The sequence below is a fragment of the Ferrimonas sp. genome, from assembly GCF_048263965.1.
In the GTDB taxonomy this organism is placed as follows: domain Bacteria; phylum Pseudomonadota; class Gammaproteobacteria; order Enterobacterales; family Shewanellaceae; genus Ferrimonas.
This window is the reverse complement of record NZ_JBLXDO010000005.1, coordinates 93,803-117,570: the sequence shown is the minus strand read 5'-3', so window position 1 is coordinate 117,570 and position 23,768 is coordinate 93,803. Positions and strand designations below refer to the sequence as shown.

The following is a 23,768-nucleotide window of genomic DNA, read 5'->3' as shown; positions in this document are numbered from 1 at the left end:
TTGTTACATTAGAAAGATTTGGTTATGGTTAGCACCAGACTTTCGCCCTTTGGTGTGTTTTTTGCCTCAAATTCGTTCACGTATCTCAAGTTGGCCTGAACTTTCCATGGCAGGTAGAAAACATTTAATTCCGCACCCAAGCCAAAGGTGCGCTTTTTCTGGTTTGCCACCACGCCGGGGCCATCTTTACTGTCGTCGCTGAGTTGCCAGTAGGCACAATAGCTAACTCCGGGCTGAAAAAGCCAGGTGTGTTTAACGTTAAACTCCTTGCCTATACCGCCTTCCAGAATAAACTCTTCGCCCGGCTTAATATCGGTCTCATCCTGGTCTGAATTAACCAGTGTGCGACTTAATGTGCTGATAGACCAAGAGCGTTGCTTATCCAGGTAGTAGGTGCCGCCCAGGCTCAGCATCCCTGACCAATACCCCAGCCCGGGTGAAGCCGGCTTATGGGCGTCGTAATCTCCGCTGGGTGCAATAACCGCCAATGCCACGGCTGCATCGTAACGCTCGCCATGCCAAAACAGGGCGAAGGGCTCCAGAACCACATCGCCCAGAGCGAATGACTGGCTGTCTCTGATGCCGGCTGGCTGAATCGAGATGGAGGTGTCCTTCATGGGCACCAACACATTCATTGCCCAGTCTGCGCCGAGAATCTTATAGTCGCTGACGTAGATGAAGCGGTGCACCTGGGCGTACACCTCCAGATCGAAGTTTGCCCCTGAGTCATTGCCCTGATTGTCGGTCAGGGTATCGGCGTTATACCAGGTGTTGTACAGCCGGTAGTGCATTCCCGGAGGTGGCGCTGAGGCGGCCTTAACCCCTTCGCCCCCGAGGGGGTAGTGCGACCCTGAGGTTGCGGCGTAAGGGGTGGTGGAAATAACCAACCCAAATAATAGAGATGCTGCTTGAATCTGTTGTTGTGTATTTATATTAAGATCCATAATTGGTTAATTCCGGCTTTGGGAATTAAGCGGTTTCATCAACCTTTGTTGTCATTGCAGTTAGCTGTTTTTGTAAAGAGTAATAAGACTAACCATATAAAAGATGCCACTTAGCCTAATTGCCATTTTAAGACTGGTGGTGCAAACGACTATAGTTAACTTTTCATCAGGATCAATAACAGCCCGTTTGGAGTGAATCTTGACTGTAAAATCCTAAGGCTACCTCAATGTGCTTGCAATCAACTTATTCCTATTACTCATGTGAACTCTTTGTTTCCATCGAGGTTGAAAGTGTGATCGTCGTGACTGTTTTTCTGAAATTGTGATGAGTGAGTGCAAGCATGATTTAATGTTTGCAAAATTTGCAAACCCATATTCTATTCGTTGGCATATCTTATTCTCCTGCTCAAATTTAGAATTTATTTAATAAAGCGACTTTATCTGCTTCAGGAAACTCTGAGAAAGAAGGTAAAACTATGAGTCAGAAAGAGAACCAAAGTGTTGAACAGCCACAAGAGGCTGCGCCGGGGGTCGATGCTCGGCGCCGCCAATTGCTGAAGCTCAGTGCCGGTACCGTTGCCGGTGTCGGTGTGGTGGCCGGTGCTGGCGCCTGGGTGAAGAATCGCATGGACGGCATCGTCCATCAGGAGTTCCCCAATGAGATCAGTGCCGATTTCAAACCCATGGACCAACGGAACGTCAACCAGACCTATGCCCTGAGTAAGAAGTTGCAGGCGGCGCATCCGGAGCGAAACCTCAACTTTGGCATCGAGAGTCTGGGCCCAATACAACCGGGAGAGAAGCCGATGCACATGGGGGAAGCGTTTATGACCTTCCTGCATGGCGCAGAGCGTTACGACAATGACAAGGTGGGTTACACCCAGTTGGACTTTGCCCTGGAGGAAGCGTGCTGGCACGGTTCCATGTCTCTGGCGCCTCTGGTGCAAGCCGGTGTTCCTGGGCAGGGCGTCCTGACCTGGGATCAGTCCGATGTCCATGAGCATCAGTACCCCTTTAAGGACTCGGTCGAAAAGGTGTCCGCCATCAAGACCGCCGCCAGAACTTTCGGCGCCGCCAGGGTTGGGATCTGCCGGCGTGACCGTCGCTGGGACTACAACCCGCTCTACCATGCGCTGACCGAGAAGACCCTGACCTGGGAGGAGGACTTCCCGTTTGAGCCCAAGAGCGTGATTGTGATGATTGTGCCCATGGATTATGAAGCGGTGTCCACGGCGCCAGCCATCCCTCAGTCCGCTACTGCGGCGCAGGGGTACAGCAACATCGCCATGCTGGCCGGTCAGATGGCCAAGTTCATTCGTCGTCTGGGTTTCCAGGCGGTGGGTGCCACCAACGACCTGGGAAATTCGGTGGCCTATGGCATCGCCGCAGGTCTGGGGGAGGGCTCTCGCAATGGCGCCATGGTGGCCCCCAATCTGGGTCCGAGAATCCGCATCTGTAAGGTGTACACCGATCTGGAGTTGGATGAGGTGGCGTACGACACGCCCCGCACCTATGGCATTCAGGAGTTCTGTGAGAACTGCAAGCGCTGCGGCGAGGCCTGTCCTTCCGGCGCCATCTGCATGGATGACAAACCCTCCATGGCGCCCACCTATCCGGGCAGTGAAGACCCTCTCTACACCTGGGACGTCAATACCGGCGTGCGTAAGTTTTACAGTGACCCGAAAAAGTGCCTGAAATTCTGGGCAGACAATGGCGGTGACTGTGGTGCCTGCATTGCGGCCTGTCCCTGGAACAAACCTGACTTCTGGCATCACAGGCTGATTGACGCCTCCAACACCTTTACCGGCGGTACCGTCCATGGGCTGATGACCAAGGCGGACATCCTGTTCGGCTATGGCAACGTCAACGATGAGGAGGCGGTGCGCAAGTTCTGGAAGAGTGGTTTTAGTGGCGATTTTGTTTAAGGAGACTGACCGATGATGGGATTAATGTGGTACCTGATGGGCATGGCCACCACCGGAGCGATCTGGGGCTATGCCAGCCTGCGTCGCCGCTATCGCCTGGGAAGCGGCGCCAACCTGGCCCTGTTGGGCACCTTTGTCCTGGCCTGGCTGTGTGTGGGCTGGTCCTGGGGATCCTTTGCCGAGGGTGAACCCCAGTCCGGCGCCATGGGACTGATCTGCTTCGGCCTCTCTACCCTGGTGGTGGCGGCACTGAGTTGGCGTCACCTGATTCAACCCGGTAAACGTTCCTGAGCCGTCTGAGTCACAGTGTCCCCGCCCTGCGGGGACCCTTTCCCGAGGAGTTCCATGACAAGATCCAATCCTAATCCGTTGTCCCGAGGGCGCTCCTCAGGCATCCCCTGGCTGCGCCTCACCGCCTGGATTTCCCTGGCGGTGGCCTTTGTTCTGGGGCTTATCTGGCAGCAGCCGGATTACACCACCTTACTTCAGGGGGCCTACCCCAAGGGGGGGATAACGCCCCAGGAGCAGACACCAAACCAGTACCAGATGTCTCTGAAAGGTGAGCACTACCTGGTGAGCATCAACGAGTCACAGGGGTATGGTGGCCCGATGCTGGTGGCCAGCCTCATCAATGACCGGGGACGGGTGGAGGAGGTAAAACTGCTTCAGCACAAAGAGACCCCAGGCTATGTGGCACGGTTCGACGAGAGTCAGTATTACCGGCAGTTCGCCGGTAAACAGGTCAATGATGATTTCCTGCTTGGAGAGGACATCGACGCCTTAAGTGGGGCCACCCTGACATCCAGGGGCTTGACCTCCGCGGTTCGTGAGGGCACCCATGCTGCCGCCGACCCATTCGGTTTTCCTGCTGACTGGCAAGAACCGCAATTGGTACTGGGCGCCAAAGAGTTGGCGGCGTTTCTGTTGTTTGTGGCTGCCTTCATGCACAAACGGCTACCAAGAAAGCACCAGGCCAGGTTCAACCAGCTACTGGGTGTGGCGTCTGTAGTGCTGATTGGTTACTGGCTCAATTCGGCCCTCTCCATGGCTCTGGTGGGCTCTCTGTTACTCGGCTACATTCCGTCACCCCAGCAGCACCTGTTGTGGTACATCATGCTGGCCGGTGCCCTGGGGGCGATCCTGTTTATGGGGCGTAACCTCTACTGCAGCCAACTCTGTCCCTTCCATCAGATACAGCGCTGGCTGCATCGCTTGAGCGGACTCAACCTGCAACTGCATCCCTGGCTGAAGAAGCGGCTCAAGCAGGTGACCAACACCTTGCTGTGGTTATCCTTGATGCTGATTTTCCTGTCCAGGACTCCGGCGATTGGTTCCTATGAGCCCTTTTCCATGCTGTTCTCCCTGGATGGTTTAGGGGTGCAGTGGTACATACTGCCGCTGAGCCTGTTCGGCGCTTTCCTGGTGAGTGATTTCTGGTGCCGCCTGCTCTGTCCCCTGGGGCGCTTCCTCAACTACAGCCTTGAAGCGCGGGCCCGGGCGATGACCCGGTTCAAAAAGGGCGGGCGCATCGCAGTAAGAGACGCATCTCAACCTCAATCCACCCAAAGGAGGCCCGGCTATGGCAACCCCATCACCGCGGAAAAGCGCCGCTCCGAGGCGTGACCAACCGGCCAGGCCGGCTGAGCAGTGGGGCACTCTGGCCCTGCTCGCCCTGACTCTGGTGGTGATCCTGCTGTCGTTCTGGCAACAGTTATCACGCCTCTGATTGGTAGTTTCATCAACTCCGGCAGGTTAGCCGGTGGCTCCAGGGAGGGGGCCGAACTGCGGGAAGACAAATCTATGCCTCGATACGATCTTGCATTGGAGCTGCGCACCCTGCTGAAGGGGGCCAGCGAAGACCTGGGGGTGGCAGATCTCTGCTTCTGTTACGATATCTGCTCACCTGAGCCGTGGCGCGCCAGGCTGAAAGGCCGGCAGAGCCATCTGAAGAGCTTCGCAAAGCGCCGGCAGCTGTTCGCATCCAGTGACCGGGCCATGTCACTATGGCTGAGAAAGACCCACTGCCTGGCTGCAGACGGTCAGGGCTTATTCGGGTTGTTTCAGCAGAGGGTTTATGTTTGGCCGGAGAGCTTGTTGCCCACGGCGGTTCAGCGTCAGATGAGCAAAAACGGACTCGCGGCCTTGGTGACGTTGTCCTTTCCCTGTCGGGATGCCGAGCCCTTGTGTGCACGCTTCACGTTGATGCTGGAGCAGCAGTCTCAGGTGGAGATGCTGCAGTCGCGCCAGGATTGGGTTGAGGCCAGGCTGCTGCAGCTGTTTGGCCAGATAGAGGATGCGTATGCCACTCGGCTCAATCCGCTGATCGACTACAACATCGTCAACCCGGTCTCAGCCCTGATTTTGAAGGGGCTGGCGCTGGGGCAGGGGCGGGCTCAGCTCTCTGAACAGCTGAACCTGACCCCCAGGGGCATTGATTACCATGTGGGGCAGTTAAAGCAGGTGTTGGACGCGTCAACCATCGCTCAGATGATGGTGCACGCGACCCGTTGTCGCTTGGTGTAGCCAGCCTAGAAACTCCAGCGCAGTTGGGCGTACCACAGGGTGACCGGCGACTGGCCAAACAGGCTGTTGCCACAGCCGTCGAAGTGCTGAATCACGCCCAGCAGGCTCCAGTCGTCGGCCAGGGAGTGGCTCAGGCTTGCGCCGACAAACAGAGACTCATCGTCGTAATAGCTGGCGGAGAGCACCATTCGGGTGAGGGCGGTGAGATCCCAACCCAGCTCGCCATAGCCGGTAAACTCGGTGAAACTCAGGGTACGAGCAGAGAGCGGCAGCCTGAGGTACTCGGCCGCAGAGGCGGCGGACAGAGGGTCGCTGATGTGCAGCAGTGCCAGGCGGGCCAGCAGGTTACTTTGCCCGGCAAAGCTGTAATCGCTCTCCAGGCTGGTTACCCAGGTTGATCTCATTTGTGGACCCTGGGGGGCCTGCTCCCGAGGTTTGAAATAGCTGACTTCGCCTCGAATTCCGGCGCCCCCAATGTCTGTGGCAAACCCCAGCCCGGCGACATCATCCAACCCGGACTTTCCCGCCAGAATCTGACCATCCCACCCTTCCACATTGAACAGGTAACGCAGGGCGTAGCTGTGACGGTCGGGATCATCATCCGGACTGAGTACCAGATTCAATTCGCTGGCAAACCCAAGTTGACGGGTGACCATCAGGGCATCGCTGCCAGGGCGCTCCTCGTAATCAAAGTCATAGATGGAGTAGGCGTTGAACAGATCATTGGGGTTCCACACTGTGGTCATGCCCCAGTTGATGCGAAAGCGTCCGCCTCTCAGTTGCCATCGATCTCCCTGCCAGGTGGCGTAGAGGCGATCAAGAATCGAGGTGCCCAACAGGGAATCCCGCTCCAGCCAGTTGCTGGAAAGATCCCAGTAGCCGGGATCGGCGCCAACCAGATCGCCGTAGCCGGGTTGGGATAGGGCGTCACTGTAGAGGAGGCGATTGCGCATTCCCAGGTTGAACTGCCACTGCGCCAGTCCCCGGTACTCGAGATCAAACCTCTGATGCAGCAGGTGCTCCTTCTGGCTGGGGGCGCCACTGGGCTGGGTCAGTGTGGTCATCCCCTTGAAGTAGCCAGAGACCGACCAGGGAGACTGGGGAGTTAGCCCGGGGACCTGTGCCTGGGCCAAACAGGGCAGGAGCAGCCAGGCTTTCATTGGCGCCTGTCCTCGGTAATGCGGCCATCCTCCATCACCACCACCCGCCGGGCTCGGGTGATTACCCGGGGATCATGGGTGGAGAAGATAAAGGTGGTGCCCTCCTGCTGATTGAGCTGCTGCATGATGTCCAGCAGCTCGGAGGTGCTGTGGGCGTCCAGGTTGGCGGTGGGCTCGTCGGCCATCACAAACCTCGGGCTTGGCGCAAGGGCTCGGGCGACGGCGACGCGCTGTTGCTGTCCTCCGGAAAGCTTGGCGGGCCGCTTATGCATGTGATTCGCCAGTCCCACCCTGTCCAGCAGAGATTCCGCCCGCTGTCGGCATTCACTGGCGTTGTGGCCCTGCAATTGCATCACAAACTCCACATTTTCCAGGGCGGTCAGCACAGGCAGCAGGCTGTAATCCTGAAAGATAAAGCCCACCTGATCCCGGCGAAAGGCGATCAACTCATCATGGCTCAGGGTGTCGATGCGCCGCCCGTCGATGGTGACCTGGCCCTGAGTCGGGCTGTCCAGCCCACCGAGCAGGTTGAGCAGGGTGGTTTTGCCTGAGCCTGAAGGCCCCATGATGGCCACAAACTCCCCCTGATCTATGGTCAGGTCGACGTGATCCACCGCCTTGACCGGAAAGTCGCTGTTCGGGTTGTAGGTCTTGCAGAGCTGGTCGATCACTATGGTCATGGTCAGTGTTTCTCCGACATGGCGTCTACCGGTTGTTTGCGCAATATCTGGCGGGCTGGGTAGAGGGCGGCCAGCATGGCCGTCAGGGCGACGGTAATGAACACCGTCAGGTATTCCACCGTCTCCACCCTGGGGTAGAGCAGGGTGTCGACCCCGAAGGCGGCCAGGCCGTCGGCCATCAGCTGCAGGTTGATGCCGGTGTGGGCCAGTATCATCATCAGCAGGGCGCTGAGAGCGACCCCAAGCAGCCCGCCGAACCCGCCCAGCAGGGTGGTTTCCAGCAGGATCAGCAGGAACACCTGGCCCTTGGGCATGCCGATGGCCATCAGCATGCCAAACTCGCGGGTGCGCTCGAACACCGACATCAGCATGATGTTGATGATGCCGAGCCCCATGGCGGTGACATACACCCCCAGAATGATGCCATTGCTGACGCCGCTCTGAGACAATATGGAGGCCAGCATCGGCTGGATCTCGCCCCAGGCGTCGATGCTGTTGCCTGGGGCACTCATGGACTCAATTTCATGGCGCAGGGCGTCCAGATCCCGCGGATCCCTGAAGTCGGACTCAGTGAGGCGCACCGCGATCTCATGCACCCCATCAAGGCCCGCCAGGTCTTGAAGATCGCCGCGGCGAACATAGAGGTTGTTGTCATCAAACTGGCTGGAGGGGGTCTGGAACAGTCCCCGGACCCGAAAGGCTGCGCCGGTGACCTCACCAGAAGCGTCGGTAAAGGTGATCACCACCTTGGAGCCGAGGCGCAATTTCAGCCGATCGGCGGTGCGTTGGGAGACCACCACCGGGTTACGCCCCCCATCATCGAGCCACTGCCCCTCCGTCAGGTGATCGGCCACCGGGGTTACCTGTGCTTCATCGTCGGGAGCGACGCCGCGAATCAGCACACCCCGGGTGCTGCGCGCCGAAGCAACCATCCCCTGGGTCAGGAAGCGCGCCGAAGCGGCGGCCACAGTCGGGTCCTGTCGCAGTGCGTTCAGAATGGGTTCTGGCGTCACTATGGTCTGGTCTATCTCAGGATTGTCCCGATAGCCGGTCCGTTGCACCTGCAGGTGACTGGTTTGCCAGGCGATGGCGTTATCTATCATATTGGCGTACATGCCGGTGAGAAATCCCATCAGGGTGATAACCCCGGTCAGGCCAAATACCATGGTGGCCAGCAGAATGCCGGTGCGAAGCGGGTTTCGCCACAGGTTACGCCAGGCCATTTTAATCAGCATCATCCCCCCCTTTGAGTGCACTCACCAGCGTCAGCCGCACTATGCGGGTGATGGGGTAGATCAGGCAGATAATCAGTAAAAACAACACAATGGCTATCTGACCGCCCACCAGTTGTACTGACAATACCATGGGCATGACCGGCTCCCACCCCAGCTCCAGCATCATCCTGGCCGCATCGCCGCTTAGCCGGATGGGATGCCGGGTAAACCAGGCGATTAGGGGCAGGGCCAATGCCAGGCCCAACAGGATGCCCAGGGCGCCAATAAGCAGGGATTCGATCATCACCAGGCAGACCAGCCGAAACCGGGTCATGCCGGTGGCCATCATCACCGCAAACTCACGGCGGCGCTCCAGGGTCATCATCATCAGGGTGGCAAACAGGCCAAACCCCACCACCCCGTACAGCAGAAAGATCATGAACTGACCGCCGGCCCTGTCCATCTGGATCTGCTGGGCCATCTCCGGTGAGAGGGTCTGCCAATCCAGCACCCTCTGGTTTGGGTAGAGGCTGTCCAGTTTGGGCAACAGGGTGGGCAGCGTCTTGAGTTCATCGGGGTGAATCAGCCAACTGCTGATCAGATCTCGGGTACTGAACAGGTGTTGAGCACTGGTTATGGGCAGGTAGGCAAGGGCAGAGTCAAAACCCGGCATGGCAAACCGTACTATCCCGCAAACCCGAAACAGCCCGGCAGCGGTTTGGCCTCGGTAGCCCTGACCATAGAGCGCCACCTCGTCTCCCACCGACACCCCCAGGTGCCGGGCCAACCCCTCTCCGATCAGCACCTGATCCTGTTGCAGGTACTCTCCCTCCACCACGCGACCGGCCAGGCCGGAATAGCGATCCTCCTGCTCCGGCGGCACCCCCACCACCAGAACTCCCTTGGAGGCGTGCTCGCCGGCGGCCAGTGCATAGGCCTCCAGGCGTGGCAGCGCGGTTTGGACCTCATCAAGGCTCAGGGCCGGTTCGATAAAGGAGGTTGAGCCAGGGACCAGGTGGTCAATGCTGTGGCTCTGTTGGAACTGGGGGTGCTGAATCTGAATCAGCCCGGTGGAGAGGCGGGCCGCATTATCGATGTTGCTGTCGTAGGTGCCCTCCTGCAGGCTGCGGGTCAGCAGTGACAGCAGCAGCGCCAGCGCCAGAGCGGACGCCGTGAGCAGGGTGCGCCGCTTCTGTCGCCACAGGTTACGCCATGCCAGGGTCAGCAACATGGGTCAGTCCCTAAGCTGCTTCATCTGGGACTGGGAGAAAAACGCCTCCTTTATGGGGAAGTCAAATTCGGCCTGGTGGGTCTCTATTCTGGTGAGTTGCCCAGGCTTATCGGCAGGCGCCATCTCCATAAGGGTGGCAATCTGGCGTCCTCCCAGGGTTTTGACCTCTGAGGTAGTGAGTGTATTGACCCGCTCATTGAACTCGTCGTAGAACTCAACCCGACGCTGCAGAAAGCTCTCCTTTGCTATCCACAGCTTGACTCTGGACCAGACCACAGGAGCGTCGTCACGGGCGATGGCATCAATGACCCAGCAGGGCTGGTTTTCGATGAGGGCCTCACCCAGCAACTGGTGCCGGTAGTCCACCACGATGGACGATTGATTGATCAGGTCATCATTGGTGAAGTCCGAACCCATCCAGGACTGGCCCAACATGGAGGGGGCGATCTTGATGACTCTTTCTATTCCCGGGACCCAGTTCCACATCTCCCGGTAGCGCCTCAGAGAGGCACTGCCTTTGTCTCTGGCCGGTGCCGTCACCAGCACCAGAGAGAGATCCTGGCCCTTGGTCCAACTCTTCATGGTCATGGTGCGTTTCCACTCTGGTCTGACTATGGTCATGGTCATCTCTGAGTAGCTGGAGTCGCCGCGCATCTGCTGATCGGACAGACGGACTATCTCCAGAGCCTCTATTGCCAGGCAGGGCAGGGAGCAGCCCAACAGCATGATGAGTAGGAATCGATGCATGAGACCTCCTGGAGTGGGGCTGTGGCAATAGCGCCCTTTTGTGTCTGTTGTGTGGCCGCAGTCTGTCGAGCCAACAGGTGGATCGGCAAACGAATGTCGGGCTGCTAGGACCAATATACTGATATGTCTGTAGTTTGGTCCACCACAGTAGAGTGAAAAAACACCAATTTAAGAATGGCTGAAAAGAGACTTAATCACATTGTCTTTATTGGATTCTGTGGTTAGACTGAAGTGCTTTAGTCAAATCGATCATATAATTCAAGCGCAAGTGAATGGGTGGGGTGTATTTTGCTTCGCCCGGGTGAGACCGTGGCTAAATTATTTCTTGCTGTAAGCTGCACTGTTGCGACAGACTTTGGTCGCTGAAAGCCAGTTTTGGATTAATGCTTTAATTATTTGTTGGCTTAAATTAGTTAACTTTAATTTAGGACATTCGATATTAATCTTATTCTGGTTAGTTAATTTATGATTTTCTAATGAAAGTTTATTGATATCTCTCTTGTGGTCTTCAACTCTCACCGCAGTGATTCTGCGTCTGACGCATAGAAATGGCTTCGCTTTTCTATGCGTAAGCTACTGTAATGGTTGGTTATTGCGTGATTAAGAAGGTTTTGGCATGGTTATCCGAAGAAAAAGAATAAATATTCTTTATGTTAGCTGCTGATTTAATTGATATGCAGGCCAAGCATTAAGGAAGAAGGGCGCCAGTCCAAAAATAAAATGACAGGCGGATACTTCTACAGGTCAGCCTGAAGATTCCAGATATAAGGACTATTAAAATGGTACCTATGGGTTATATGGCCAAGCGCATAATCGCTAGGCCAGATTGGTTAAAAAACACAAATGTAAAAAAGCTTTTCTCAGTCAGTGGTTGTAACTCCCATAACCTTATCTGTGCCGAGCAAGATGAATCTCTGTTAAATGGGTACTGGATGCTCAATCGCCGCTCTGATGCGGAACGTGTGCTGCGGCTCGGCGCAGATGATGATGGGGCACAGCCCCAGGCTTTTTACTATGAGCTCTACCCCCAGCAGTGGAATGACTGCCTTGGAAAGTGGGAGGCATTTGCCGTGGACAGTAAACGGGCGGTGACCATTGAGATGCCGGAGGCACCTACCCTGGAGGGCTTTGATATCGTCAGCTTCTCCATGGGGGATCAGCCTGAATGCTCTTTGCTCTCCTGCAGCCACCTGGCAGAAAGGGTGAAGGTGAATGAACAGTGCCTGCTGCCTAGCCTGGAGGATGCCAAGGCACTGCTGGCGTCCGATCAGTTTCAAGGTTGCGAACCCGGTCCCTATCGAATTCTTGCGGTTTATTCTCTCAACTGATCCTGCTGATACCGCGGCCTTGGTCGGTTGCCTAAGGAGGTAATCGACCGGCTGACGGTTCTCTTGACACCGCCTCCCTGTCTCGTCACTCTTTTCCGCTGGCAACGATTTGTTACTCAGAAGTTGCCGGCCGGGCATCGACTCAATGTGGAGATCGCCGGTCAGAATCCCCAACGATTCAACGCTCGCAAGTAGCGAGTTTGCCCTATTGGGCCCATGCTCACAGGATGTGCGGCCCAGGCCATAGACATTTGCAGGGATGATTATGAAGTACCAGATTTTACTCCTTTGTGCCGGCCTTATGGCGGGCTGCAGTAACTCGCCTCAGCTACCGGCCAGTCCAACGCCCTCGTCAACACCCGCGGTGTTTGCACTGATTGATTCCAGCCAGTTCGGCCCCAGGCCTGTCATGCAGGAAGAGGCGGAGCTGTTCCTGCTTCCCCCAGAGGAACAGCAGCGATTCCTGAGCTTCTATGAAGCACCGGAAAACCGTCAGGTGCCGGCACACCGAAGGTTGTATCGTTATCTGGAGTACAGCATGGACAACTTCACCTACTATGGGGCGACCTACACCGCTTCCGAGGTGGTGCAAGAAGGGGCGGGTAATTGCCTTTCCCTGGCGATCCTGACGACCGCGTACGCCAACCTGGCTGGCATAGAGGTGGAGTACCTTGGGGTGACGACCAACCCGGTCTATCTGAAGAGGGAGAAGTTTGGCCTTATCTCCAACCATGTGCGTACCCGCCTTTATGACCCGAATTTTCAGCCCGAGGAGGGCGTACTCTACGCCAGGCGTCCCAGTGTGGTGGTGGACTACTTCCCAACGGCCAACAACTGGGAAAAGGGGGCAGTGAGCCACGCCGCCTTTATGGGAATGTACTTCAGGAATCTGGCGGCAGAGGCGCTGACCACCGAACAGTTGGGCCGGGCTGGCTGGTTGGTCACCCAGGCACTGGAGTGGGATCCACACAGTGGTGACAACATCAATCTGCTTGGGGTGATCTACCGCAACATGGGCCTGCAGGCGCTGTCCGAGAAGAGCTATCAATATGGTTTGGAGGCTGACCCTGATCATCTGGATCTGCTCTCCAACTACCGTTTGCTGCTTCGCAGGCAGGGCAGGGCGGAGGAGGCTGAGCAGTTGACCCGGAGAATCGAACAGTCCAGAGACCCCAGCCCGTTTCGCTGGTTGTCGCTGGGTGACCAGAGCTTTGAGTCCGGTGATTATCAGCGAGCGCTTCGTTACTACGACACAGCCATAGAGCGTGCACCCTATCTTCACCACGGCTATGCCGGTAAGGGCAAGGCGTTGTTCAAACTGGGTCGCAAAGAGGAGGCCAAACAGGCGTTGGCCCTGGCGCTTCAGCATACTCATGAGGATGAGCAGGAGGACCTGTATCGAGCAAAGCTGGCAATACTCGCCGAACCAGAGCGTTAAATGGTGTTGAGTGGGAACAGGGTGCTGATCTAATATTGCATACAATATTCAAGTGCAATGGAAGTCGATATGACCATAGGCGTGGGTGGATCCAGCCCTGAACAGCAACTGCAGTTACTCAAACCCATGACCCAAGGGCTGCGCCCCATCGACATGGAGGAGTACCTTCAGAGGCAGGCGGCGGCAGTGTCCGCCATGAGGAGAGAGGGGATTGGCGCGCTGTTTATCAACGCCGGGGTCAACCTGAGTTACTTTACCGGCCTCAACTGGCATCCCAGTGAGCGTATGGTCGGGGCGCTGCTGATGGACACAGGCGACCTTATCTATATTGCTCCTCATTTCGAGTGGGATACCCTCAAGGATTTCATGCTGGTTGCTGCGCCCATCGCCGGATGGCATGAGCACGAGTCTCCCTATGAATTGGTGACCGGACTGCTGAATGACCACGGTATTGCGGCCGGTCAGGTGGCGGTTGACCCATCGGTTCCCCTGTTTCTCTATGACGGCCTGAGGCTGGCCGGTGGTGATCTGGACTGGATTAATGGAGGCCCCCTGTTTCAGTCTCTGCGAGCCCGCAAGAGTGAGTCAGAACTGGCCATCATGCAGTGTGCCAAGAGCATGACTTTGGAGGTGCACAAGGCGGCAGCCCGGATCCTTCGACCCGGCATCACCACCACCGAAGTGGTGGCGTTTATCGACCAGGCCCACCGCAGAGTCGGTGCCCCAGGCGGCTCCAGCTTCTGCATCGTTCTCTTTGGCCTTGCCACCAGCTTCCCCCATGGCGTCAAGGAGCCGCAGGTGCTGAAGGAGGGGGACTGGGTGTTGATCGACACCGGCTGCATTGTTGAGGGCTATCATTCGGACATTACCCGCAGCTACTGCTTCGGAGAGCCTAATGAGCGCCAGCGCTTGGCCTGGGAGGCGGAGAAGGCCGCCCAGTTGGCGGCCTTTGAGGCGGCCCAACCGGACCGTCCCTGCGAATCGGCGGATTATGCTGCCCGTGAGGTATTGAATGCCTATGGCTTTGGGCCGGACTATCGTCTTCCTGGTCTGCCCCATCGTACCGGCCATGGTTGCGGCATGGAGATCCATGAAGGCCCCTACCTGGTCAGAGGGGAGAGCCAGCCTCTGGCGCCCGGGATGGTGTTCTCCGATGAGCCCATGCTGGTGCTGCCCGGTGAGTTTGGCGTCAGGCTGGAGGACCACTTCTACGTCACAGAGAAAGGGCCGCGCTGGTTTACCGAGCCGGCTTACAGTGTCGATGACCCCTTCGGCTACCAAAGGGGATAATAGGACCCTTGGGGCGGCGAAAAGTCGTCGCCCCTGACGCTCACATAGAGTAACTTGGTAGTCAGGCATCACACGGAACCTGTGTATGAGTCACATCAAATTGGCGCTTCGGGCCCTGGAGCGCAATGACCTCAAGTTTGTCCATCATCTCAACAACAACCGCAATATCATGGCCTACTGGTTCGAAGAGCCCTACGAGTCTTTTGATGAGCTGGAGCAGCTCTACAACAAGCATGTTCATGACAATGCCGAACGGCGGTTTGTGGTGGAGGATGTGGATGGTGAGCTTATCGGCCTGGTGGAACTGATTGAGATCAACTACATCCACCGCAGCGCCGAGTTTCAGATCATCATCGCGCCGGAGCATCAGGGCAAAGGGTTGGCTAGGCAGATGATCCACAAGGCCCTGGATTACTCCTTTACCATCCTCAACCTGCACAAGGTCTATCTGCTGGTGGCGGAGGAGAATGAGCGGGCACTGCATCTGTATCGGGAGTGCGGCTTCCTGGAGGAGGGCCACCTAGTCCAGGAGTACTTTATCAATGGTCGCTACTGTGATGTTAAGCGAATGTACATTTTGCAACATCAGTATCTTGCATTGCACACCACTCTGCTGGAGTAGAGGGGCGGTCGGCACCGGTGACCGGGAAGGTTGTCGCGGCTCTTTACCCTGTTGACCGAATTATCATCAGCTTGGAATAAGGTTGTAACAAAGTGGGTTTTGACCTGTGATCCTTTGAAGGCTAGTATCGTGGGGTTTTGAATCTATTAGCTCCATATATCATAAGGATATGCTGATGAAACGCGTGATTATTGGTGGCCTGTGCGCCTCCGCCCTGCTGGTAGCAGGCTGTGCCCAAAATGAAACTTCCCAGCCTACTGCTGTTGCTCAAGCCGTTCAGAAGCAGCTGAGTTCTGGCATCGAGTTCCAGAACTTTGACACCACCGTCCGTCCCCAGGACGATTTCTACTCTTACGTGAACGGTACCTGGATGAAGACCACCGAGGTACCGGCGGATCGCACCAGCTCCGGTGCCTTTTATGACCTGCGTGAGAAGGCCCGCGATGACGTTAAAGTGATCATTGAAGAGCTGGCCGGCATGCCTGACCTGAAAGCGGGCAGCGACGAGCAGAAGGTGGGCGATCTGTACCGCTCCTTCATGGACACCGCCACCATCGAAGAGCTGGGTCTGAACCCGCTCAAGCCTGAGATGAGCAAGATTGCCGCCATCGACAGCCGCGATGACGTAGTGGCCTACTTTGCCCACAGCCAGATGATTGGCGCCGGCACCCCCATGGCCTTCTACGTCAACGTGGATGCCAAGAACTCCGAGCGCTACGCCACCCACATCTGGCAGTCTGGTCTGTCTCTGCCCGACCGTGACTACTACTTCAACGAAGGCGAGCGTTTCGTCAAGATCCGTGAAGGCTTCCTGGCCCACATGGAGAAGATGTTCACCATGGCCGGTGTGGCCAACCCCGCCGATGCCGCCAAGACCGTCCTGAACATCGAGACCGCCCTGGCCAAAGGTCACTGGACCCGAGTTGAGAGCCGCGACAGCGCCAAGCGTTACAACAAGTACCAGGTGGCCGATCTGTCCAAGCTGTCTGCCAACATCGACTGGAACGGTTACCTGAAGGTGATCGGTGGCGACAAGCAGCCTGACATCATCATCAACCAGCCCAGCTACATCGAGACCCTGGGTCAGGTTCTGGCTGACAACTCCGTTGAGGATTGGAAGACCTACCTGAACTGGCACCTGCTGACCTCCTACGCCAGCCTGCTGCCCAAGCAGTTCGACGACGAAAACTTTGATTTCTTCGCCCGTCAGCTGAACGGCCAGGAAGTACAGAAGGAGCGCTGGAAGCGCGCTGTTTCCCTGGTGAGCGGCAACCTGGGTGAGGTTGTGGGTAAGGTTTACGTAGAGAAGCACTTCCCGCCAGAAGCCAAAGCCCGCATGAGCGAGCTGGTAGAAAACCTGCGTAAGGCCTATGGCGCCAGCATCGATGAGCTGGACTGGATGAGCCCGGAAACCAAGGTGAAGGCCAAAGAGAAGCTGGCCGCCTTCACACCTAAGATCGGCTACCCAGACAAGTGGGAAGATTACACTGCCCTGGAGATCAAGGCGGACGATCTGGTTGGCAACTCCATTCGCTCCTCCCTGGTGTCCCACGACAAGGACCTGGAGAAGCTGGGCGGCCCAATCCGCCGCTACGAGTGGCACATGACCCCACAGACTGTAAACGCCTATTACAGCCCTGTGATGAATGAGATCGTGTTCCCGGCAGCCATCCTGCAGCCTCCGTTCTTCAACATGAACGCAGACGATGCGGTGAACTACGGCGGCATCGGTGCGGTCATCGGCCACGAGATGGGTCACGGCTTCGATGATCAGGGCTCCCGTTACGACAAGGACGGTAACCTGAAGAACTGGTGGACCGACTCCGACCTGAAGGCGTTCAAGGAACGCGGCAGCGCCCTGGTTGCCCAGTATGACGGTTATCAGGTGTTCCCCGATCTGAACGTGAACGGCAAACTGACCCTGGGTGAGAACATCGGCGATCTGTCCGGTGCCACCATTGCCTATAAGGCCTACAAGATGTCTCTGGAAGGCAAAGAGGCCCCGGTAATGGATGACCTGACCGGCGACCAGCGCTTCTTCATCGGCTGGGGCCAGATCTGGCGTGGTAAGTACAAGGAGCAGGCGCTGCGTAACCGCGTAGCCACCGATCCGCACTCTCCTTCCCAGTTCCGTGCCAACGGTCCTCTGTCCAACATGGATGAGTTCTACTCCCAGTTTGACGTGAAGGAAGGCGATGCCATGTATCTGCCACCCGAGAAGCGCGTAAAGATTTGGTAAATTAAATCTTGCTACAATTCAACACCCTGCCTCGGCAGGGTGTTTTTGTATTAACACTTTGGCCGGGAAGGCCGATACAGGAATAACAGCCTGGACCCGACGCTGTGGTTTGAAATTTGAAGCCAATTTAAGGGAAAGAGTCAGGTTGTCGCTGTAGTACCAGGGATCGTTTGTCGTGATAACCGGCCGGTCCTACATCGCTGCATAGGGCAGCACAATAAATACCACGCAGATAGGTAGAGATGATGAAGTTATCCGTAGTGAGTCTGGCCCTGATGGCCGTTGCCGCACCCGCCAGTGCCGTTGTTGGCATGGATGCCAAGAGTGCCGGGGCCGGCTACACAGGTATCGCCAGCGGCGATTTCACCCGCGCCCCTCTGAACCCCGCCCTGTTAACCCGTTTCCAAGAGAGCGATGACCTCTACATCCGCCTGGGCGTCAGTGCCCTGGCCAAGGAGTATGAGGATGCCCTGGACCAGGTGGATGACACACAGGATGCCATCGAGCGCTTCGAGGATAAGATCAACGCCATGGATCCCAATGATCCGCCAACCCAGGCCGATGCCGACGCCCTGTTGCGCGAGCTTGAAGCCCTGGACGACACCCGCCTGATCGGTGAGGCCAATCTGGACCTGGGGATCTTTGCCCCCTCCAAGAGTCTGGCCTGGGGCCTGACCATCGGCGGCTACGTGGTGGGTAATGGTGACTTCGATTACGACGATAACGACCGGGTTCTGGTAGAGCAGGCTCTGGTGACCGGCGTCTTCGACCCGGATCAGCTGCAGTCCGAGGGTGTGGCCCACGCCGTGGTGGTGTCTGAGGTGGCACTGAACCTGGCCCGTGAATTCAAGCTGCCCAGCATCGGCGAGTTCAGCATTGGTGTATCGCCCAAATACCAGCGTCTGGATACCTATCTCTACCGCGCCAACATCAACAACTACGACAACGATGATTACTTCGAGGATGAGTATCTGAGTGATGATTCAGGCTTCAACCTGGATCTGGGCTTCTACAAGAGCTATGGCAACTGGCGATTTGGACTGGTGGGCTACAACCTGGTGGAGCACTCCATCGAAAATGTTGAAGGCCATACCATTACCCTGGAGCCGACCTATGCCGCAGCCGTTGCCTGGCAGAAGGGAATCTTCGGCGCCACCCTAGAGGCGGACCTGGTTGAAGACGAGTCCTTCGTGGTGGAGAGCAATGCGCCTCAACTTCTGCAGGCGCGCCAGTTGGTGCGCACTGGCCTGGAGCTGACCTGGACCCACCTTCAGCTGCGTGGCGGTTACGTTACTGACCTGTCTGATAACTACGACGATCTGCTGACCGTCGGCCTGGGCATCACTCCCTGGGATACTTTCAGCCTGGATCTGGCAGCGCAGTTCGGCGATGACGAAGAGCGCGGTGCCTCACTGCAGCTGGGCTGGAAGTTCTAAGCCTCCCCGGGTTGTCAGTACAGAAACAGAAAGGCCAGCCCCTGGGGCTGGCCTTTTCTTTTACTGAAATTCAGCTTTCTGGCAGCGGCTGGCGCTTGCGGCGCAGCCGGGCAGGGGACTTGAGCCTCTGGGTCAGAAACACCCCCAGCAGGGTCAGGCTGCCGCCCAGATAGTGCGCCTGGGATAGGCTTTCGCCCAGCAGCCAGACCGCCAGGCCGGTGCCAATCAGCGGGTTCAGGTTCATAAAGGCGGTGCAACGGTTGGCGCCCAGGGCCTGAATACCCCGCAGCCAGCTGTAGGTGGCGAACAGGGAGGCCACCAGAGCGGCGAACAGCACCATGGGCCAGGCTTCCATGGACACGCTCTTGTCTGCTTGGGTCAGGTAGACCGGCAGCAGCCACAGGGCACCCATGCTCATCTGCAGAAACAGGGAGGGCCAGGTGGAGAAGGGCAGCTTCCACCTGCGCAGCAACACCCCATAGAGGCCGTAACAGACCGCACCCAGCAGCAACAGCACGTCACCCTGATTCAGGCTTTGGTTCAGCAGGTCCAGGGGATGCCCCTGAGTCAGCAGCACGGACAGACCCAGGAAGGAGATCAGTGAGCCGGCTACCATGCCCTGAGTGGGCGCCTCCCGGTTCAGCAGCACGCCCCAGGCCATGGTCATCATGGGAACCACGGAGCCGATCAGCGCAATGTTGGTGGCAGAGGTGGTCTGAGCGGACACATAGGTCAGGGTCTGAAGCACCACCATGCCCAGGGCACCGAGGACACTGAGCTTAAAGAAGTGCTTACGAATGGCACGTCGCTGGCGCCACAGGGTGGGCGCCACGAAGGGAAGCAGCACCAGGGCGGCCAGCAACCAGCGATAGAAGGCGATGGTTCCGGGGCTGACCACATCCACGGACATCTTGCTGACTATACCGTTTCCTGCCCAGGCGATCACGGTCGCCAGGGGGAAGAGGTAGGCGGATTTGCTCACAGGCAACGACTCCACACGAAAAGGGTTATCTACTACGGGAGCGCATTGTAAATGTGACAGCAAAAATAGATATAACGATTTTCTGACAAGGTGTTATGCTCTCAGGACAGTTTTTTGTGATCGGTACAGAACAGTTATGGATCAGGAGCTTGCCAGCGAAGTTTTGGAGCGATATCCGCTGCCATTTGAAACTTCCGCTAGTGATATCTATCTCCACCGGGAAGATATCGCTGCCGACACCACCTTCCTGCCTCACAGCCACGCCTGGGGTCAGTTAAACGTGGTTGAGCAGGGGGTGATCGAAATCACCGTGGATGGCCGCCCCTTCCTGTCTCCGCCTCAGTACGCCATCTGGATCCCCCCCCTGGTGGAGCACACCAGTTACAGTCGGCAGAAGGTCAGTTACCGGGCCCTCTATCTGCGTCCTGAACTCTCGGCCAGGCTGCCGGGCAAGGCCTGTATGATCCGCCTGTCCGGTGTGTTCCGGGCGGTGATGGAGGATTTTGCCGATCGCAAGCAGCAATATGCCAGTACGCCGGAAGATCATCGTCTGGCCATGGTGCTGGTGGATCAACTGCTCAGAGAGGAGCCCATGGCCGCCTATCTGCCTCACAGTGACGATCCCCTGCTCAAGCCCATACTTACTGCACTGCAGCAGGACCCGTCAGACAAGCGCACTCTGGCACAGTGGGCGGAACGGGTGTACAGCACCGAGCGCACCCTGACCCGGCACTTCCATCGTCACCTGGGAATGAGTTTCAGCGACTGGCGCCAGAGGCTGCGATTCCTCGAAGCATTGGGAATGCTGCGCCGGGGAATGAAGGTGAACCAGGTGGCCCTGGAGCTGGGCTACTCCAGCCCCTCTGCCTTTATCACCATGTTCAGCCGGCTGTCCGGAACCACACCGGAGCAATACCGTCGCCAGAGAAATCGCCAGAGCGGTGCTTAGCAAAACCGACACTGCGCAGTAGAATGGTTGAAGGTCGGCGTCAGCGTCGGCAAAAGTAAGTTAAAGATCAAGGAAGTAGAGAGTGGCTGATTACACCAATGTTCGTCGTGAATACCTGAAGGGCGGTCTGCGTCGCAAGGACCTCCCCGAAGACCCCATGGCTCTGTTTGAAACCTGGATGAACCAGGCCAGTGAAGCGGGCCTGTCTGACCCCACCGCCATGAGCCTGGCCACCGTCGACAGTACTGGCCAACCTTTCCAGCGAATCGTCCTGCTGAAGAAGTTTGACCGGGATGGCCTGGTGTTTTTCACTAATCTGGGCAGCCGCAAGTCAGAGCACATGGCCCAAAACCCCAAGGTCAGTTTGCTGATGCCCTGGCATGAGCTGGAGCGTCAGGTGCACTTCACCGGTGAGGCAGAGGCCCTGACCAAGAGGGAGGTGCTGGCCTATTTCGTCACCCGCCCCAAGGACAGCCAGATCGGCGCCTGGGTCTCCCAGCAGAGCAGCCGCATCTCCGCCAGGCAGGTGCTGGAGTCCAAGTTTCTCGAACTTAAGCAGAAGTTTGCCAAGGGAGAGGTGCCTCTGCCGGATTTCTGGGGAGGGTACCGGGTGAAACCGGATTCGGTGGAGTTCTGGCAGGGTGGGGATCGCCGCCTGCACGACAGGTTCCTCTATACTGCAGGTGATGCGGGCTGGCAGGTGGAGCGGCTGGCGCCCTAAAGGGGATTGATGCGGCGAAACGCCAACCTGATCTCGCCGTTGGATTTGGCGCCGATTTCTCGCCAGCCAAGATGCCGATAGAAGCCGTGGGCCCGGGTATGGGAGTCGGTGGAGAGACGGATCTCTTTCACTCCCTGAGCAAATAACCAGTCGCAAGCGGCCTGCAGCAGGCGCCGCCCCAGACCCTGGCCCTCCCACTCCGGCAGCAGGAACAGGGCCCAGATACTGGCGTCGATGGCATCGGCGATGGCGAAGCCAACGATGCGGTCGCCCACCTCACAGACCCAGCCTCGGCCGCGTTCCTTGAGGTAACTGGCCACATCGGCATCCTTGATGCTGCCGGGCACCGCCAGACGGTTTTCTCGCACGGCGTTGCGTACCAGCTGGATGGCGGGGATGTCTTCCCTGTTGGCCGAGCGTAGTTGAATTTGGCTCACTAAGGGGTCCAAATTTTGCCCAAATCTGGTTTAATGATAATTAAACCGCTGAAAAACGCCAGAAATCCCGAATGTTTCCATCGGGTGTTTCGACCAGTTACACGAATGATTTTCGTTATAATGCAGCGCAATATTAAAGCAACGGGGTATAAAGATGGCAGATCTTGATCATCTGTTTGAGCGCAATAAGCAGTGGGCCGAGCGAGTCGAGAAAGAGAATCCAGAGTTTTTTAGCCAACTGGTAGAGCAGCAGTCGCCAGAGTATCTGTGGATCGGTTGTTCCGACAGCCGGGTGCCTGCCAACCAGATCATCGATCTGGCGCCAGGGGAGATCTTCGTTCACCGCAATATCGCCAACGTGGTGGTTCACAGTGACATGAACTGCCTGTCGGTCATCGAGTACGCCGTTGATGTTCTCAAGGTGAAGCACATCATCGTTTGCGGCCATTATGGCTGCGGCGGTGTCAACGCCTCCATGCAGGGCGACTACCTGGGCTTGGCCAGTAATTGGCTGCGTCATGTTCGTGACACCTACGAAGACCACAAGTTGCTGCTGGATGAGATGGGTGCGGAAGACCGGGGCAACCGCCTGTGTGAACTCAACGCCATCGAGCAGGCGGCCAATGTCTGCCAGACCACCATCTGTAAAGCCGCCTGGGACCGAGGCCAGGATCTCAGCGTTCATGCCTGGATCTACGACCTGAAAGGGGGCCTGATCACCGACCTGGGCCTGACCGTCAATGGCCGTGGCCAGGTCTGGGAAGCGCGCAAAGCGGCCATTGAGGCGATCAACAGCCAGTAGCCTGGCGCTAATTTCTTGCTATAGTCTCCTTAGGAGCGAAGGTAAACGGCGAAAAAAGTTGTTCTTTTTTCGCCATTTTCCATGGAGTGCAAGATGATCGTCCGTCCCCGCCAGTCCAAGCAGTATCGCGGCGAGATCCGCAGCAGTCACAGCGCATCAGAGGTGTTTCCGCTGATGTGCCCGGTGCGTGAGCGTGAATGGGTGCCTGGGTGGGATCCCCTGATGGTGTGGAGCAACAGTGGCCGCGTTGAGTCGGACTGTGTCTTCACCACTCAGGAGCCCGCCGGACAGGCCACCTGGTATGTACTGGACTCTGATCCCGAGATGGGGCAGCTGGAGCTGCTCAAAACCCTGCCAGAGCAACTGCTCACCCGCATCCGCATCGGCGTTTGCCCGGCCCCCCAGGGGTGCGTCATTCAACTCAGCTACCTGTACACCGCCATCGGCCCAAGGGGCGAGAAGCAACTTGAGCGTCTGGATGAGGGTTTTTGGGAGGAGTTTGTTCAGCGTTGGGACAAGGCTTTGACCCGCTATTTTGATCACCAGAAAAGGACAGCATGATGGCCAGATGGATTGCTCTGATTTTCCTGTTGTTGGTCCAGCCCGCCTGGGGCTGGGACCTGGACCCCAAGCTGGAGCCCCTGCGCCCCTTCCTGGGTAAAGTGTGGCGCGGTGAGTTTTCCGACTCGACACCGGACAAGCCGGTGATCGACGTGTCCCAGTGGCAACCGGCCCTGCAGGGTAAGGCGGTGCGCATTACCCATTCCCTCAACAAGGGGCAGTATGAGGGGGAGACCATGATGGTCTGGGATGAGCAGGCCAACAGTCTGGTGTTCTACTACTTCACCACCGCAGGTTTCTACACCAAGGGCACCGCCTACGCCGAAGATGGCGTGTTCTATTTTCATGAGCAGGTCGCCGGTGCGGGCGAGGGGATCAAGGAGGTGCGGTCAGAGGTGCGTTTTGTGGATGGCGAGATGCACCAGCAGGCGTTTTACCTGAAAGACGGCGACTGGGTTAAGGGGCACAGTGCCATCTACCAGGCCGTGCATTGATCCGAACACCGCAGCAACTAAAAACGCCTCGCGATTGCGAGGCGT

The 23,768-nt window shown here is 57.3% G+C and carries 23 protein-coding genes; 15 read left to right on the top strand and 8 right to left on the bottom strand.

The features are described 5' to 3' along the window. Positions 1-8: 8 nt before the first annotated feature. Positions 9-944: a SphA family protein gene (locus tag ACN0RV_RS07040; protein WP_417346848.1), complete on the bottom strand. Its 936-nt coding sequence runs from the start codon at positions 942-944 to the stop codon at positions 9-11. A gap of 476 nt (positions 945-1,420) precedes the next feature. Here ACN0RV_RS07040 and ACN0RV_RS07035 point away from each other — a divergent pair, with 476 nt between their 5' ends. The 4 genes from ACN0RV_RS07035 (at position 1,421) to ACN0RV_RS07020 (ending at position 5,392) form a co-directional block, all read left to right on the top strand. Further along, the gene (locus ACN0RV_RS07035; RefSeq protein WP_417346846.1) at positions 1,421-2,869 is read left to right on the top strand and encodes a reductive dehalogenase; all 1,449 of its coding nucleotides are present in this window, start codon (positions 1,421-1,423) and stop codon (positions 2,867-2,869) included. Positions 2,870-2,881: 12 nt separating this feature from the next. Then, entirely contained in the window at positions 2,882-3,160 is a 279-nt protein-coding gene (locus ACN0RV_RS07030; protein ID WP_417346844.1) for a tetrachloroethene dehalogenase, read from the top strand. A 54-nt stretch (positions 3,161-3,214) separates the two neighbouring features. Continuing rightward, positions 3,215-4,492 (top strand): FMN-binding protein, encoded by a 1,278-nt coding sequence (locus tag ACN0RV_RS07025; RefSeq protein ID WP_417346842.1) that lies wholly within the window; start codon positions 3,215-3,217, stop codon positions 4,490-4,492. Positions 4,493-4,669: 177 nt separating this feature from the next. After that, on the top strand, positions 4,670-5,392 hold the full coding sequence (locus ACN0RV_RS07020) for a hypothetical protein (protein ID WP_417346840.1): 723 nt from the start codon (positions 4,670-4,672) through the stop codon (positions 5,390-5,392). A 5-nt stretch (positions 5,393-5,397) separates the two neighbouring features. Here ACN0RV_RS07020 and ACN0RV_RS07015 read toward each other — a convergent pair whose 3' ends face one another. The 5 genes from ACN0RV_RS07015 to ACN0RV_RS06995 are packed head-to-tail and all read right to left on the bottom strand — an operon-like array spanning position 5,398 to position 10,424. Further along, complete coding sequence (locus tag ACN0RV_RS07015) at positions 5,398-6,552, bottom strand: hypothetical protein (protein ID WP_417346838.1); 1,155 nt, start codon at positions 6,550-6,552, stop codon at positions 5,398-5,400. Then, positions 6,549-7,232, bottom strand: a complete 684-nt coding sequence (locus ACN0RV_RS07010) for an ABC transporter ATP-binding protein (RefSeq protein WP_417346836.1) — start codon at positions 7,230-7,232, stop codon at positions 6,549-6,551. The genes ACN0RV_RS07015 and ACN0RV_RS07010 overlap by 4 nt, the downstream gene beginning before the upstream one ends. Before the next feature lie 2 nt (positions 7,233-7,234). Beyond that, entirely contained in the window at positions 7,235-8,467 is a 1,233-nt protein-coding gene (locus ACN0RV_RS07005; RefSeq protein ID WP_417346835.1) for an ABC transporter permease, read from the bottom strand. Continuing rightward, positions 8,457-9,677: an ABC transporter permease gene (locus tag ACN0RV_RS07000; protein WP_417346833.1), complete on the bottom strand. Its 1,221-nt coding sequence runs from the start codon at positions 9,675-9,677 to the stop codon at positions 8,457-8,459. Before ACN0RV_RS07000 ends, ACN0RV_RS07005 begins: the two co-directional genes overlap by 11 nt. Positions 9,678-9,680: 3 nt before the next feature. Next, on the bottom strand, positions 9,681-10,424 hold the full coding sequence (locus ACN0RV_RS06995; protein WP_417346831.1) for an outer membrane lipoprotein-sorting protein: 744 nt from the start codon (positions 10,422-10,424) through the stop codon (positions 9,681-9,683). Between the two features lie 932 nt (positions 10,425-11,356). On the opposite strand from ACN0RV_RS06995, the gene ACN0RV_RS06990 reads away from it, so the two are divergent. The 6 genes from ACN0RV_RS06990 to ACN0RV_RS06965 all read left to right on the top strand — a co-directional run bounded on the left by ACN0RV_RS06990 (position 11,357) and on the right by ACN0RV_RS06965 (position 18,777). Further along, the gene (locus ACN0RV_RS06990) at positions 11,357-11,752 is read left to right on the top strand and encodes a hypothetical protein (protein ID WP_417346829.1); all 396 of its coding nucleotides are present in this window, start codon (positions 11,357-11,359) and stop codon (positions 11,750-11,752) included. Positions 11,753-12,116: 364 nt separating this feature from the next. Beyond that, positions 12,117-13,190 (top strand): tetratricopeptide repeat protein, encoded by a 1,074-nt coding sequence (locus ACN0RV_RS06985; RefSeq protein WP_417346828.1) that lies wholly within the window; start codon positions 12,117-12,119, stop codon positions 13,188-13,190. 69 nt (positions 13,191-13,259) lie between these two features. Further along, positions 13,260-14,480: a M24 family metallopeptidase gene (locus tag ACN0RV_RS06980; RefSeq protein WP_417346826.1), complete on the top strand. Its 1,221-nt coding sequence runs from the start codon at positions 13,260-13,262 to the stop codon at positions 14,478-14,480. Between the two features lie 85 nt (positions 14,481-14,565). Then, on the top strand, positions 14,566-15,102 hold the full coding sequence (gene speG / locus ACN0RV_RS06975; protein ID WP_417346824.1) for a spermidine N1-acetyltransferase: 537 nt from the start codon (positions 14,566-14,568) through the stop codon (positions 15,100-15,102). A gap of 175 nt (positions 15,103-15,277) precedes the next feature. Continuing rightward, entirely contained in the window at positions 15,278-17,341 is a 2,064-nt protein-coding gene (locus tag ACN0RV_RS06970) for a M13 family metallopeptidase (protein ID WP_417346822.1), read from the top strand. A gap of 245 nt (positions 17,342-17,586) precedes the next feature. After that, positions 17,587-18,777, top strand: a complete 1,191-nt coding sequence (locus ACN0RV_RS06965) for a conjugal transfer protein TraF (protein WP_417346821.1) — start codon at positions 17,587-17,589, stop codon at positions 18,775-18,777. Between the two features lie 70 nt (positions 18,778-18,847). On the opposite strand, the gene ACN0RV_RS06960 is transcribed toward ACN0RV_RS06965, so the two are convergent. Then, complete coding sequence (locus ACN0RV_RS06960; protein WP_417346819.1) at positions 18,848-19,759, bottom strand: DMT family transporter; 912 nt, start codon at positions 19,757-19,759, stop codon at positions 18,848-18,850. Positions 19,760-19,895: 136 nt separating this feature from the next. Here ACN0RV_RS06960 and ACN0RV_RS06955 point away from each other — a divergent pair, with 136 nt between their 5' ends. Both ACN0RV_RS06955 and pdxH read left to right on the top strand, forming a co-directional pair. Further along, positions 19,896-20,708: an AraC family transcriptional regulator gene (locus tag ACN0RV_RS06955; RefSeq protein WP_417346817.1), complete on the top strand. Its 813-nt coding sequence runs from the start codon at positions 19,896-19,898 to the stop codon at positions 20,706-20,708. 82 nt (positions 20,709-20,790) lie between these two features. Next, positions 20,791-21,429 (top strand): pyridoxamine 5'-phosphate oxidase, encoded by a 639-nt coding sequence (gene pdxH / locus ACN0RV_RS06950; protein WP_417346815.1) that lies wholly within the window; start codon positions 20,791-20,793, stop codon positions 21,427-21,429. On the opposite strand, the gene ACN0RV_RS06945 is transcribed toward pdxH, so the two are convergent. Next, on the bottom strand, positions 21,426-21,866 hold the full coding sequence (locus ACN0RV_RS06945) for a GNAT family N-acetyltransferase (protein WP_417346813.1): 441 nt from the start codon (positions 21,864-21,866) through the stop codon (positions 21,426-21,428). The genes pdxH and ACN0RV_RS06945 overlap by 4 nt on opposite strands. A 154-nt stretch (positions 21,867-22,020) precedes the next feature. Between ACN0RV_RS06945 and can the strand changes: the two genes are divergently transcribed. The 3 genes from can (at position 22,021) to ACN0RV_RS06930 (ending at position 23,723) form a co-directional block, all read left to right on the top strand. Continuing rightward, positions 22,021-22,668 (top strand): carbonate dehydratase, encoded by a 648-nt coding sequence (can, locus tag ACN0RV_RS06940; protein WP_417346811.1) that lies wholly within the window; start codon positions 22,021-22,023, stop codon positions 22,666-22,668. Between the two features lie 93 nt (positions 22,669-22,761). Next, the gene (locus ACN0RV_RS06935; RefSeq protein ID WP_417346809.1) at positions 22,762-23,229 is read left to right on the top strand and encodes a hypothetical protein; all 468 of its coding nucleotides are present in this window, start codon (positions 22,762-22,764) and stop codon (positions 23,227-23,229) included. Continuing rightward, positions 23,229-23,723 (top strand): hypothetical protein, encoded by a 495-nt coding sequence (locus tag ACN0RV_RS06930; protein WP_417346807.1) that lies wholly within the window; start codon positions 23,229-23,231, stop codon positions 23,721-23,723. Before ACN0RV_RS06935 ends, ACN0RV_RS06930 begins: the two co-directional genes overlap by 1 nt. Positions 23,724-23,768 lie beyond the last annotated feature (45 nt).